Source organism: Peribacillus sp. FSL K6-5616, assembly GCF_038008245.1.
Lineage (GTDB): Bacteria > Bacillota > Bacilli > Bacillales > DSM-1321 > Peribacillus > Peribacillus frigoritolerans.
In genome coordinates, this window is record NZ_JBBOYT010000001.1 from 4,529,081 (window position 1) to 4,542,183 (window position 13,103).

A 13,103-nucleotide genomic window follows, 5' to 3' on the forward strand; every position below is an offset into this window, starting at 1 on the left:
GTGCCCAGTCTAATTGGCACCCTCTATTTCATTCCTTCACCTTTTACCCCTTCTTTTTGATCACCCAATGGACCACCGCACCAGCTCCTCCTAAAATAATGAGGATCGGCAAGTTTCCTATTATAAAAACAATGATTCCTGAACCCGCTTTAAGTAATAGATTCGCACTCGTTGCAAGTTGTTTCTTCGTCCTCTCCCATGTATTCAATTCCTTATTATCAATGCCCGGCACAACTATCCTATCCTGTGATAACGTGATGGTGACGGTCGAATACGAAGTCTGGTTTTCAAGATACTTGATTTGCCCGGTCAGCTGCTCTATTTCTTCTTGCACCACGGCAAGATCGGCTGATATTTTCAGCAGATCTTCCGTCTTCTCAGCATCCTTCATGAATGCAAGCAACCTTTCCTCCACTGCCCTCTTTGACTTTAACCTTGCTTTTAAATCCACATATTGCTCCGTTACATCCTGTCCTGTCACATTCCTTCCGACCACTTCTGAAGCCTCGCCCTCGCTATCGGTTAGAAAATCCTGAAAATGGGCTTCAGGGACCCGAACAGTGATCGTTCCTTCCACCAGTTCTTCATCTTCCCTGTATACATTGGACTCAACAACATATCCGCCATATTCAGCCACCTTATTCTCAATCTTCATTTGTGCCTTTTCAAGGTTCTTCACCTTCAACTCAAGCTGGGCCTGATGGATGACCTTTCTTTCATCCGTCATCCCTTCCTTTTCCGCTGCTTCTTCCTGCACCTTATTCCCGGAAATGGAAGCGTCCATTTTACTTTCCGCCTTTTCATCCTGTGATTCCGATGCTGAATCATCTTTTTCGTTACTGCTGCATCCAGCAAGTAAAAGGAACAAACTGAACATGAGCATCATTGTTTTATGGTTCATCGCTATTCCCCCCTTTTCTTACTAGTACCGACGTAAAGTTTGGAAGAAAGTTACACTTCTTGAATAAAGGGGATGTTTTATTTTCAGGTGCGAAGGTAAAGGTATAAGAACATACAAATAATGAAGAAAGAAGAGGATTGCATTATGAACTACGGAAAATTGGCTAAAAGTGTATTGGTACCTGTCGTTGGTGGTTCACTTGTGGGGATATTCGCCACAAGGAGATTCAAAAGGAATTTATGACAAACTCAAGAAACCTGCTTTTGCTCCTCCTTCCTGGACTTTCCCCGTTGCTTGGACCAGCCTTTATACGATTATGGGAATAGCGAAATATCGCATTGCATCCAAAGAAAAAGAATCGAAGTCCGCTGAACTCCTCTATGATACTCAACTAGGGTTGAATTTCTTATGGTCTTTTTTATTCTTCAAATGGGGCTTGCGCGGAACAGCCTTTATTGAAATGGCTGCACTGCTGACCTTGATTACATTGACGGCATTCGAGTTTTATAAAATAGACCGTACATCAGGTTTAGCTTCAGAAACAATTAATCACAAAAAAGAGCGCACCTTATATTAAGGAGCGCTCCCTTTTTGAGTTTCACGAGTAAAAGTTGAAAACTCACGAGTAAATGTGCATTTTTCACGAGTAAATCTGCTAAACTCACGAGTAAATGTGCTATTTTCACGAGTAAACCCGCTAAACTCACGAGTAAATGCCCAATTTCACGAGTAAACCTGCTAAACTCACGAGCAAATGCCCAATTTCACGAGTAAACCTGCTAAACTCACGAGCAAATGCCCAATTTTACGAGTAAACCTGCTAAACTCACGAGTAAATGCCCAATTTTACGAGTAAACCCTCTGAACTCACGAGTAATTGCTCAATTTTCACGAGTAAACCCGCTAAACTCACGAGTAAATGCCCAATTTTACGAGTAAACCCGCTAAACTCACGAGCAATTGCTCAATTTTCACGAGTAAACCCAACTAATTATTGATATTCGTAATTCTGCCTTCAATTTCTGCCGTGATCTTTCCGCCTTTAAAGGTTTCTTTCACATAGTTAACGAATGCTTCCAGGTCTGCATGTCCAAACACACGTTCTTTTCCTTTCAGGACGGTATAGTTATCACCGCCGCTTGCCATGAAATCATTGACGGCCACCGTGTATGTTTCGGTATCCTTGATCGGTGTTCCGTCCGCTTTCTTCAATAAGGTGACACGTTCCGTGACAGGCTTACTGAAGTCGGCTGTATAGCTCAGTCCAGAAATTTGCAAAGTTTTCGGAGATCCTTCCACGATCCATTGCTGTTGGAGCAGCGTTTTCACTTCCGCTCCAGTCAGTTCCAGCTTAACCAATACGTTTCCGAACGGCTGGATTTTAGCTAAATCGGAAAAAGTGACTTCCCCCTTGGGAATATCTGCACGGATTCCGCCTGGATTCATGAAGGCAAAATCGGAGTTCAAATCGGCCTTCATTGAATCGGCAATTAAATTCCCAAGGCCCGTTTCCTGCGTATAGGCATTGTTTCTTAAAATTTTCTCATCCGTTGTCCCAAGCGGAGCTTTCAGCTCGGGGAACATGTCCAGGTAGTCGTTGATGAATTTCGTCGTCCCGGCATCCGGTGTGATGCCATCTTGTGTAACCGTAACAATCTCAGCTGACTTTTTAACAATATCCTTTGTGCTTGGATCGATTTCCAAATCCACATCTTCAAAAGCCGTTCCATAAGAGTAAGCTTGTACGATCAATTTATTATCGACATAGTTATTGACCTTTGCATGATTATCTCCTGCTAAGATCACATCCACTTCATCATCCACGGCATTAGCAAGATCAGCCACTTCGCCTGTGATGACCCCTTCCTTTTCCGTGCCTGGGTCATGTGAGATGATCACGATCGATTTGACGCCTTTACCTTTCAACTCATTTACCGCCTTATTTACGGCAGGTGCCTGTTCTATGAATTCCACATTCTTAATGCCATCCGGACTTACTTTTTGAGATGTGGCATTCGTGACTACACCTATGAACCCAATATCAACCCCGCCGACCTTTTTTATGACGTAAGGGTCCAGAATCGGTTTTTTCGTGTCTTTATATACGACATTGGCCACTATATATGGAAAGTTCAATTTATCGAATACCACATCGGATGTTGGCGACTTTCCGCCATTGATCTGAGCCATCAAGGTTTCTACCCCTTTGTCGAACTCATGGTTACCGACAGTCCCGACATCGAATTTCATATTATTCAAAAACTGAAGCGTCGGTTTATCCTGGATCAAAGAAGAAACGGGTGCACTTGCCCCAACAGCATCCCCTGCCGAAAGTAAAAGTGTATTTTCAGGGTTTTCAGCTTTCCGCTGCTTCAAGTGTGCGGCTAAATAATCGGCACGCCCTTGTTTGATGCCGCCGAAATCGGAGGTGGTATCAAGCTGGCCGTGAAGATCATTGATCCCGAGCAGTTGCACCTTAACGTTTTCTTTGCCCAAATTGTATTTGTAAATGCCAAAGCCTTTATCATCCTTTTTGCCTGTATAGGAAATCGGGCTGTCTTCCTTTAAATATTCCGCACCTTTTGGCGATGAGGTGAAAGTAACGTTCACCTTGCCTGAAATCGGGGCTATCGACCAGTTATTATCAGCGGTTGGATTGATCTCACCCTCTTGTGTGATGTAATCCATCAAGATCTGGCGATTTTCATCCGCAGAGTCAACCACATATTCGCTGCCCTTGACTCCCGGGAAGTTCCCCCCGCCCGAAGCACGGTAATTATTCGTCACGACGATGAAATCTTGATTCGGGTCCACTGGTTCACCATTATATTTCAAATCTGCAATCCTGCTTGAATCCGACACTTTTATCCCTTTTTCATCATAGCGCGGAGCCTTGGTGACATCGATTTGGTACGTGACACCGTCAATCACATCGAAATTATAGACGGCAAACTTTCCATTAAGCAGCTCCTGTTCCTCAGACTTGGCAGGATCGATCGTATTATATTTCCCGGCAGACATCTCAAGCCACTCTTTAACCACGGACCCTTTGATCTTGATTGCCTTCAAGGTATTATCGTATAAATATAAATCACCGGCGCTGCGAATGGTCAGTCCGCCTTCCTTGATTTCCGTGAATTCCTCGACGCCATTGCGACCCGCTTTGAATGGGGCTCCTACAGAGAGGATGGGCAAGTCTTTGTATTCAGGGCGGTTGCTTTGAATGTATTTTTCTACATACCATTTCTGTGCGCTCGTCACGACCTGTACGGAAGGATCGTCTTGAACAAGGGCGAAATAACTATGAATTGGAGCTGTAGTCGTTCCGATTGGCGTGTTAACATACTTGATCGTTCCTTCGTGATCCTTCTTCACGGCTTTGACGACAGCTGCATCTTCAGCCGCTTTTTTTCCTGTTATTTTGTCGTTGATTGCCCGTGTTGATGAATCGGAATTGACGACTTTCCATTTTCCCTTGATATTTTGGATATCAAGATCGATGATCCCGAGATTACTGCCGCCATATCCTGCTTGAACGGCTGGTACACCATTGATGGTACCCTTTTTATTATCCACGCCTTCAAGGACTTTTCCTTGGCTATCTTTGAATAGGCTGTCTAAAGAAGCCTCATCTTGTGCCGGGAAGACTTTATGTGTGTGTGAGAACGTGATGGCATCGATGCCGGATACCTTGCTTAATGAATAGATGACATCCTCGGTATTCTTGGTATCGCCATTAAACCCGGAATGCGTGAGGGCCACGATGACATCCGCGCCTTTTTTCTTCATTTCAGGTACATATTTTTTTGCAGTCGTGACGATTTCCTTTGTCATGACCTTACCGTCTAGATTCGCTTTATCCCAATCCATGATTTGCGGAGGGGCAAATCCAATGTATCCTATTTTTACTGATTTTTCTTTTCCATTGATGTCCTTCACTTTCTTCGTGACGATTTTATAAGGAGCATATTTATTTTTATCATTCTTTGGATTATTGTCTTTATCCTTTTTATAAACATTGGCATTGACGTAAGGGAAGTTCGCATCGTTGATGGCCTCGTCCAAATAAGATAAACCATAATTGAATTCATGATTGCCGAATGTGGCCACATCATAGTCAAGCAAGTTCATCGCTTTATAAACGGGATGGACTTCACCCTTTTTCAGTGGCACTATTTTTGCTTTGTACGTACCTAGGGGGGTCCCTTGAATAAGGTCGCCGTTATCCACTAAAACGCTATTTTTCACTTCTTTTCGTGCCTGTTTGATTAAAGATGCCGTGCGGGAAAAGCCGACGGAGTCCGATACGGCATCCTTATAATAATCATAGCTCACCAGATTAGTGTGTATATCAGTCGTTTCCATGACCCTTAGTTCAAATGGGGCATCCGAAACGGAGGCTGCCAGGCTTTTGCCGAAGTCACTCGTATGGCCGTTATAATTGGAGACAACCGATACGTTAACCCAATAACCCGATTTGTACGAGTTGAAGTACGCCGAGAACTTTTGGGCCGATTTAATATCCGCCTCAACGGCTGATTGTGAAATGACCTTCGTCCCATTCATTAATTGAAAGACAACGGTTTCATTTCCTTTGTTCCCCTTTTTCGGTGTGACCGTTACAGTCGCTTTGGTGCCTTTTGAGTAATGAACAGTAGGAGCTGAAATGATAAATGGTTCAGTCGTGGCCGGTTTCTTATTAGACTCTTTGGCGGATGCCTCCCCCGGTACGGTAAATGGCGCTGTAATCAAACTCACAGCAAGAATCGGGGCGAGCATCTTCTTAACATGAATCTTGTACGACATACTTCACAACCCTTCTAGTTTTGTAAAATGCTAGAATAATATATCATGATTTTGTCGAATTATCGCCAAAATTTACCGTAATATTACGAATTTTGAATAAATGGTACTTTTTACTCATTCCCATCCAAAGCGCCTAGCTCGATATACCTTCAATCATGTAAATGAATCATCATAGAGTCCCTTTGAATCCTTAGGGATAATGTCCCCTGATAGAGAAAGCTGGCCCATGAAAATGAACCAGCCTGCTAACATCGTATGGATTTTAAAGATCGTTCCTTACGCTCTTTTTTCAGGGAAACCCTTTGAAAACGGCGAACCTATATATCCCGATCTATTAAACTGGCGGATACCGGTTCGATGTCCATCTCCCTCGACCAGATGGACAGCTGACCTATATGGTGAATTTCGTGCGCTATGAGATGGCGCAGTATCCTGCCTTTTTCATATGTCCCATCCATCCAGGATGGCTGAACCATTCCATTCTCTTCTTCAATTGCATGCGAGTTCAAATAGTCCATGACCTCTGAGTGATATTGGTTAGATAAATCCTCCACTTTTCCGATCGTATCATAAGCGTCCAAATCGATCGCGACATCAGGCCTCCCTTGTATGGCCCTGATCCAGCTGCATTCGACATCGATAATATGGGCAAGTGTCCGCAATATATTGCCCAGCCCTCCCGTACGCTGCCGTTTCAGCTCCTCATTCGGTAAGGATCGGCACCACTTGAACCATTCCCTTCTCACCTGCCAGTTATAATTGAATAATGTCAACATCCATCCCAGCCCCCTAACACTCTTTGTCGTCAAATCCCCTTCAGCCTTTGTATTGATAATAATCCTGTCTTTGAATCGTTTTGAAGCCACAAGATTCATAGAGTCTTAACGCATGCTCATTAGTCGCCTCGACCTCGAGAAAAATTTCATATCCCAGCTGGCCTTGTTCGGCTACAACCTTTTTCAATGCCTTTCTTCCAAGTCCTTTTCCCTGGTATTTTGGCAAAATGGAAAATCCATAAATCCACGCTTCCCGGCCTGAGTGATCAACCCGGATCTTACCGACTGCGCGGCCGCCCTTTTCAATCATCATGGTTTTCAGAGTATCCTCATATAGGATGCGCTGATAATAATCCTTCGCCTCTTGTTTCGTAAAATGGAAACATTGAATATCCAGCTGAATTTCCGTTTCCTCATCATCTCTCCGTGAAGGGCGAACGACTGCATCATCATAATCACCAAGCTCCGTTTCGGACCACTTCATTTGAAACTCTGAGAAAGCAAACTCACATGGGAGCTGTTTCAAAAATTCTGTCCCTGAGTGGGATTGAGCAGGTGAGTTCAAGAGAATCACCTTATAGTTGCGCTCCACGGCACTCCTTATCGCCTCTTCCAGCAGCTTAGTAAAAATGCCTTGCCTCCGGTAGTCAGGGTGCACCATCCCGCACATCTCCGCTTTGTTTCCAAAATCGTAAAGACCAAGAAAACCAACAAGCTTCAATCCATCATAGTGGAGAAAATCATTCTTATTAACACCATTTCGACTGCGAAGCGTTTCCCAATTCAGTTTTAACGTAAAACCTTCCCGTTCACATTCTTGCTGCAGGATCCGAATATCTTCCAGCTGTTCATTCTTCAAATTTGCCACCCCTTTTCCATATTATCAGTTTATTACCAAAAAATAAGAAAAGCAGCACCCATTTACTTGGGTGCCGCATAAGTTTATTGATGAATGTTGTTTTTTTAAAAGTATTTTCACTTTAATCCATAAAACTAAAATCCTACGAGGGGAGGATTTCCTATCTAATTCCATTGACGGATGAATTATAGCAGTAAAATGATTCCAAATGACGATTATTTTTTACCTATTTTGTGCTATATTCCAAATAATGGTTTATCATTATTTTATTTTAGGTTAAGGGAGGGATTTAACAAAATCTTGAATTCAGATAGTACCCATTTCTTTATACCCGAATTCCGGACCCTTTTTAGAATAGAATCCGAAATTCGGTGTTTACCATCCGGCACTTACGTCCTGAGGTTATCGTTTTTTCGTTTTATGAGCGGACTTTTTTAAGTTCTCTACGTCCGTTGTCAGTTCTTTTAATTGTTTACCGAAGCGGAAGAGCAAAAACATAGAAACGACGAATGGATAGCCAAATTCGCTAACTAATGAAACCCACATAGTAGCATCCTCAATCATCATCCTCTTCACCCCTTTTCTTGTATCTGATATCTAAAGTGAAACTTGTCAAAAAAAATCAATCTAGCACTATTGATTTATGGAAAAAAGAACGAATGTTCCTATATAATTGATTTATTCCCCTTGTCTATCACTTTATTAATAAAAGGAGGGATAACAATGAACCAATTAACTTCTCATTTTTTTTCTCATTCATTGGAGTTTCTGCAGCAACAGTACTCATCTTTCTTTGCACAACCGATCATTCAATTATTCTTACAGAACCCAGAGCATCTAAAGATTTTCACTGAAACTCTTGATTCCCCTTCTTCCCACAACATCGATCATCTCAACGAGACTTTCAAAATTTTCTATTACCGGGCTAAAGTATACAAATACATGTGCTCCTTAATTTACTTTTTCTCTGTTGATTTTGATAAAAGGGCACGGAAGCAGCGGGAACGCTATCGAATGGTACTTGATGCGACACCAAGGGATACTGGCGGATTGATCGATCGAATCGGCACCTTGGATGTTCAACTTGAAAAGATGGGGGAATCGAATGAACTCGCTTCACACATAAGTGATGAAGAGATGATAAAAGCCTTGAAGAAGTTAACAGCCAAACAAAGCCTGGTGCTGACCATGATCTTTTCCTACGGCCTATCCAACAAGGAAATCGCTGCCTATTTCCAGGAGTCGCCACAGAATATCTCAAGCATCCGTAAACAAGCTCTAAAAAAACTTCGAAAGCACTATATGGATGAGGTATATGTTAGAAAGGAGAAAAGCCATTGTGGATAAAAAACTGTCAAAAGAAGAATTGTTGGACCTAATCGACTCTTTGAATCCTAAAATAAAAAAATCATTAAAAAACACGAACTATCAAGACCGGAATGATCTGGAACAAGAAATTAAACTCAAGATCATTGAATCATATGAAAAAATCGCAGCAATCGAAGCCCCAAATTTTGAGGAGTTCCTTGCAGAATTCCTGACTAAGCAAAAACAATGAAAAAGTACCAAGTCCAGAGAAAGATGCTGGACTTGGTACTTTTTTTGAATCTCAGTATGATGGTTTCAATGTCAGCTTATCCCCTTTTGGATCGTCCATCGTGGTTTTGTGATAAGTACCCTCTGCCCAATCATCAAGCTGATCGTGATACCACTCACTTTTAACGTTACCTGATTGACCCGGACCAACAAGGTGATATCCTTGATTCATGTCCGCTAGGTCGATGACGAATCGCCAGGAGCCACCGTGATTAACGGTTCCATCATCTAAAAATGCCGCCGCCTGTACGGTGACACTGCTGCCGCCTACCGGAATGCCGCCGCCGTTAAATAAATAATGTAACGGGGCAACACTTGATAGCGGGTGGTTAAACCTGACCTGATGATAGTCTCCCCATTCCCAATCTGCTATATCGTCACCTTGTGATTCTGCCAGTTCCGTTAACGTCACCTGTAACGACTTGGCAAGCACCTGCTCAAGTCCGCCTGCATCTTCAATCCAAGGGCCCGGCTTACCATCCAGTGCCCGCCTTAGCAGTTCATCAACGGCCGAACGCCTTCCATTAAAAAGGTTGAGGGTTTCTTCCGGTATTTCTTCTTTTAGCAGAACATCCCCTATATTTCGCATCCAGACATTAAAAATCATCGGTGCCGCTTCATCAGCGGAATCGATATGATTCCATTTCTTCAGAATCGTCAGTGCCTGGGCTTCCTGTTTCCCAGATGGACCTTTCAATACCTCCACGAATCGAGGAACAAACTCCTTAGCTTGCAAATTCACTTTATCCATCTGCAGGCTTTGCATATCCTCGGCCGTAAGCTTTTTATTCGCCTTTAAAAACTCCTGTATCCTCATCTGGCGGTATGGCTGTGCCCAGTTATTGCTGATATGGTAAGGGTAATCATCTGATATGACTTTATTATTCGCTGTCGAAATGAATCCCTCTTTTGGATTCACCGTTTTTGGAAGTTCATCAAAGGGAATATAGCCTTTCCACTCAAATTCATCCGTCCATCCAGGTACAGGCAGCATACTATCACCTTTTTTCCGGATTGGGATTTTCCCATTCGCCTTGTATGCAATGGTCCCATCGGCTGAGGCAAAGACGAAATTCTGTGCCGGCGTTTCGAATTTCAAGAGGGCCTTTTCGAATTCTTTCCAGCTTCCCGCCTTATTCATATTCAGTACCGCTTCAAGCTCGGCAGATGGATCAAGTGCCGTCCACCTTAAGGCAAGCACGGTATCTTTTCCGCTTTTTCCGGCAAACTCGGAGACAACGGGTCCATGGCGGGTAACCGTCACTTGATAGTCAAGTGTTTTCCCATCCTTCACCTTGATGGGTTCGTCCAAGATTTCAGCTTTTTCCCATTTACCTTTGTAGGAGAATTCTTTCTCGTTTTCCGGGTTTCTCCTCTCAATATACAGATCCTGAACATCCGGACCGGTATTGGTCACACCCCAAGCGACCTTTTCGTTATGACCTAGTATGATTCCCGGAATCCCGGCAAAAATAACACCGCTCACATTGACTGACGGGGCCTCCAAATGCATTTGATACCAAACCGACGGTGTAGCCAATCCCAGATGGGGATCATCCGCCAATAACGGCTGACCGGATTGCGTTTTCTTGCCTGAAACGACCCAGTTATTGCTGCCGTTGAATTCATAAGGAATAACGGCCCCTGCAAAACTTTTTTCAATATCCAGTTCTTCCTTGCTGATGATATATGGAGCGTTCTTTGGATAATCAGGAAATAAATCATATGCCTTTTCCTTGGGGAACGTTTGCAGCAAATACTGCCTAAACGCCTGATCTTCCCAGTTCCCTCCTAAATCAAAGGCCATATATTTACCGATGGTCAGCGAATCGACGGGTGTCCAAGGCTCCGGTTCGTATCCAAGCAGAGTGAACTCCGCCGGCCATTTCCCATTCTCCTTCAATTCATCGATATAAAGATTTACACCCTCGGCAAACATATCCAAGGCTTCTTTTCCGTCACTTGAATATGCAGCATAAGAGGCTTCGGCCGCCCTCCTCAAACCAAGTGTGCGGAAATACTTATCATTTTTGACGGTTTTCTCACCAATCACTTCACTCAATCTACCTGACGCCTGACGCCTGCTTAAATCCATTTGAAATAAACGGTCCTGGGCTTGGATATATCCTTGGGCTAAATACAAATCATGCTCACTCGCTGCGCTGATATGCGGGACCCCACTTGAATCCCTCACCACCGTAACCGGTTTCAAAAGACCTGGAAGCGATATTTCCCCCTTTGTTTCCGGCAAGGATCTTGAAAGAAATACATTTGCGGCAATCAAGACTGACAGCGAAAGTATGATCAGGATTCCAAAACTCCATAGCGCCCGCTTTCTCCACTTCCGTTTTGGCTTTTGCTGAGGTACGGCAACTTCCATCGATTCATCTTCCTCTCCCCTTAAAACTCTCTTTCTTTCTATTTAAGATATTCCGCGTTTAACTCCATCTTTCCTACCACCCTCCTCACATTCTCTCTTTTTATTTCAAGAAGGAAGAAAGGTGCAAGTACGGATTATATCGAGCAACGTCGAATTATTACACACAAGGTCGAATCAACTCGCTCAAGGTCGAATTTTTACCGTGAAATTACTCCGATAAACAGTAAATCAAATGCAAAAACACCGATACAATGTATCGATGTGGCAGGGAATGTTAGCTATTTGCAATAATGTATTCAATCACTTTATCTGCATCGTCTGTATAAAAGAGAGCTTTATCAAAGTCATGGGCCGCCTTCGTCTCGGCTTCCATATATTCTATCGGGGAAAGGAGACCAAAGATCCTCTTCCATTTATGAGTTTTCTCCAGAAGTTTTCTTTCCTTTTTTATATCCTCTGGTATGAATTCATTAATGATAAACCATGGGTCGGCAAATGAGGGGTCCCCAAAACGTTCATTCAAGGCTCGCAATTTGTCCCGATCCCATTCCACCCTTACCAAGTCCGATATGACCGAGACATTTTGGACCGAGTCGAGGATGCGTTTGGATAGAACATCATATTCTTCATCCTCCAGCCCATTATCCGTCATGATTCCTACACAATACCATTTTTCGTAATGTTCAGGTTCTTCATTTTTCTTGAAAAACACTATTCAACCACCTTCCTTACACGCTTAGCATGTCCTATTTAATTTAAATCAAAAACAACATGTCCGTCCACGTCACTTCACTATAACATGGAGAAATATCGATGGGCGATTAAATATGGGAGCAGCAGGAATGTTAGCCTGACATAGAAAAAAAGATACCCTAAAAAAGGATACCTCCATCATACTGGCTGAAGAGCCAGCCCTCTTTGATTAAACAGATATTCAAGGGCCTGCCTGAACGATAGAAAGGCTTTTACCTGATTTGCAAAATCAAGTTTGACGATCTCTTTCACGACATCAGGGGTAAAACCGACAAACATCGTTTCCGTTCCCATCAAGGCCAATGCCCCCACTAATTGATCCAGCAGGGAGAGCATATCGCTTTCCTTCGTAAAGGTAATTCCCGAGAAATCCATGATCAATACTTCCGCATGCAGATCTGCACATTTTTGCAGCACCGTCGATTGAATCGACTCCATTCTCCAATCGTCAATGCGTCCGATCAAAGGTAAGAGCAGCACATCCTTTAATACGGTCTGAACAATCGGGGTGGACAATTCTTCCATGACTTCTTGGTTTTCTTTTATCTTCTGCAACGAATCGTTTGCCATTCTCGCCATTTCTTTATAATGATTCACGTAACTGATACTCACACAGTGTATGAACTGGTCCAGGATTGCATCAATTATTGAGCTTGCCTTTAACAGAATTTCAATGGAGTAATATCGGTTGCTCACCTCTTCTTCAATGAAACTCCAGAAAAGGTTACGCACAAGCTGCGCTTCCTCAATATTCTTATCTAAAGGAATGCCCATATCCACGATGCGCTTACCTATTTCCATACCCGTTATTTTCATGCTTTCCATCGCTTGTGCCTTTCCATGAATCAAGGCATCTGCATGAATTTGAATAAGTTTTGACCGTACCTCTTTACTGGTTTCTAAATCATAGAGCGGTTCCTCTTCTTCAAACAACTCGATATGCTCCACTAAGATATATTTAAATTTTTCAATTTTTTCGCCAATCATTCTTAATTCTTCCATATGGACCTCCCATACAGGGCTTTTATCATA

11 protein-coding genes are annotated in these 13,103 nt (G+C 43.0%); 3 read left to right on the forward strand and 8 right to left on the reverse strand.

The features are described from left to right. Nucleotides 1-43: 43 nt before the first annotated feature. On the reverse strand, nucleotides 44-901 hold the full coding sequence (locus MHB45_RS22010; RefSeq protein WP_048685269.1) for a DUF4349 domain-containing protein: 858 nt from the start codon (nucleotides 899-901) through the stop codon (nucleotides 44-46). A gap of 169 nt (nucleotides 902-1,070) precedes the next feature. On the opposite strand from MHB45_RS22010, the gene MHB45_RS22015 reads away from it, so the two are divergent. Then, a complete protein-coding gene (locus tag MHB45_RS22015; protein WP_226990475.1) occupies nucleotides 1,071-1,478 on the forward strand; it encodes a TspO/MBR family protein in 408 nt (135 codons plus the stop codon). A gap of 410 nt (nucleotides 1,479-1,888) precedes the next feature. Here the strand turns inward: MHB45_RS22015 and MHB45_RS22020 are convergent, their stop codons facing one another. The 4 genes from MHB45_RS22020 to MHB45_RS22035 all read right to left on the reverse strand — a co-directional run bounded on the left by MHB45_RS22020 (nucleotide 1,889) and on the right by MHB45_RS22035 (nucleotide 7,909). Next, nucleotides 1,889-5,707, reverse strand: coding sequence for a bifunctional 2',3'-cyclic-nucleotide 2'-phosphodiesterase/3'-nucleotidase (locus MHB45_RS22020; RefSeq protein WP_340908102.1), 3,819 nt, complete (start codon nucleotides 5,705-5,707; stop codon nucleotides 1,889-1,891). Nucleotides 5,708-6,024: 317 nt separating this feature from the next. Then, nucleotides 6,025-6,483, reverse strand: a complete 459-nt coding sequence (locus tag MHB45_RS22025; RefSeq protein ID WP_202186179.1) for a DinB family protein — start codon at nucleotides 6,481-6,483, stop codon at nucleotides 6,025-6,027. Nucleotides 6,484-6,523: 40 nt separating this feature from the next. Then, on the reverse strand, nucleotides 6,524-7,342 hold the full coding sequence (locus MHB45_RS22030; RefSeq protein WP_202186178.1) for a GNAT family N-acetyltransferase: 819 nt from the start codon (nucleotides 7,340-7,342) through the stop codon (nucleotides 6,524-6,526). A 402-nt stretch (nucleotides 7,343-7,744) separates the two neighbouring features. Beyond that, nucleotides 7,745-7,909, reverse strand: coding sequence for a YvrJ family protein (locus MHB45_RS22035; protein ID WP_081088496.1), 165 nt, complete (start codon nucleotides 7,907-7,909; stop codon nucleotides 7,745-7,747). A 156-nt stretch (nucleotides 7,910-8,065) separates the two neighbouring features. Here MHB45_RS22035 and MHB45_RS22040 point away from each other — a divergent pair, with 156 nt between their 5' ends. Beyond that, entirely contained in the window at nucleotides 8,066-8,689 is a 624-nt protein-coding gene (locus tag MHB45_RS22040; RefSeq protein WP_048678006.1) for a sigma-70 family RNA polymerase sigma factor, read from the forward strand. After that, on the forward strand, nucleotides 8,682-8,900 hold the full coding sequence (locus MHB45_RS22045; protein ID WP_048678007.1) for a hypothetical protein: 219 nt from the start codon (nucleotides 8,682-8,684) through the stop codon (nucleotides 8,898-8,900). The genes MHB45_RS22040 and MHB45_RS22045 overlap by 8 nt, the downstream gene beginning before the upstream one ends. Before the next feature lie 51 nt (nucleotides 8,901-8,951). Here the strand turns inward: MHB45_RS22045 and MHB45_RS22050 are convergent, their stop codons facing one another. The 3 genes from MHB45_RS22050 to MHB45_RS22060 form a co-directional block, all read right to left on the reverse strand. Then, nucleotides 8,952-11,318, reverse strand: a complete 2,367-nt coding sequence (locus tag MHB45_RS22050) for a penicillin acylase family protein (RefSeq protein ID WP_072272304.1) — start codon at nucleotides 11,316-11,318, stop codon at nucleotides 8,952-8,954. A gap of 274 nt (nucleotides 11,319-11,592) precedes the next feature. Further along, nucleotides 11,593-12,030 carry a hypothetical protein gene (locus MHB45_RS22055; RefSeq protein WP_072272303.1) on the reverse strand — a complete coding sequence of 146 codons (438 nt, stop codon included), beginning with the start codon at nucleotides 12,028-12,030 and terminating at the stop codon, nucleotides 11,593-11,595. Nucleotides 12,031-12,209: 179 nt separating this feature from the next. Next, nucleotides 12,210-13,073 (reverse strand): STAS domain-containing protein, encoded by an 864-nt coding sequence (locus tag MHB45_RS22060; protein WP_048678010.1) that lies wholly within the window; start codon nucleotides 13,071-13,073, stop codon nucleotides 12,210-12,212. Between the last annotated feature and the right edge of the window lie 30 nt (nucleotides 13,074-13,103).

What these genes read in the sequence shown, in the direction of transcription:
- MHB45_RS22050 (WP_072272304.1), bottom strand. Translation starts at nt 11,318, where the DNA reads ATGGAAGTTGCCGTACCTCAGCAAAAGCCAAAACGGAAGTGGAGAAAG.
- MHB45_RS22025 (WP_202186179.1), bottom strand. Translation starts at nt 6,483, where the DNA reads ATGTTGACATTATTCAATTATAACTGGCAGGTGAGAAGGGAATGGTTC.
- MHB45_RS22040 (WP_048678006.1), top strand. Translation starts at nt 8,066, where the DNA reads ATGAACCAATTAACTTCTCATTTTTTTTCTCATTCATTGGAGTTTCTG.
- MHB45_RS22060 (WP_048678010.1), bottom strand. Translation starts at nt 13,073, where the DNA reads ATGGAAGAATTAAGAATGATTGGCGAAAAAATTGAAAAATTTAAATAT.
- MHB45_RS22010 (WP_048685269.1), bottom strand. Translation starts at nt 901, where the DNA reads ATGAACCATAAAACAATGATGCTCATGTTCAGTTTGTTCCTTTTACTT.
- MHB45_RS22035 (WP_081088496.1), bottom strand. Translation starts at nt 7,909, where the DNA reads ATGATGATTGAGGATGCTACTATGTGGGTTTCATTAGTTAGCGAATTT.
- MHB45_RS22020 (WP_340908102.1), bottom strand. Translation starts at nt 5,707, where the DNA reads ATGTCGTACAAGATTCATGTTAAGAAGATGCTCGCCCCGATTCTTGCT.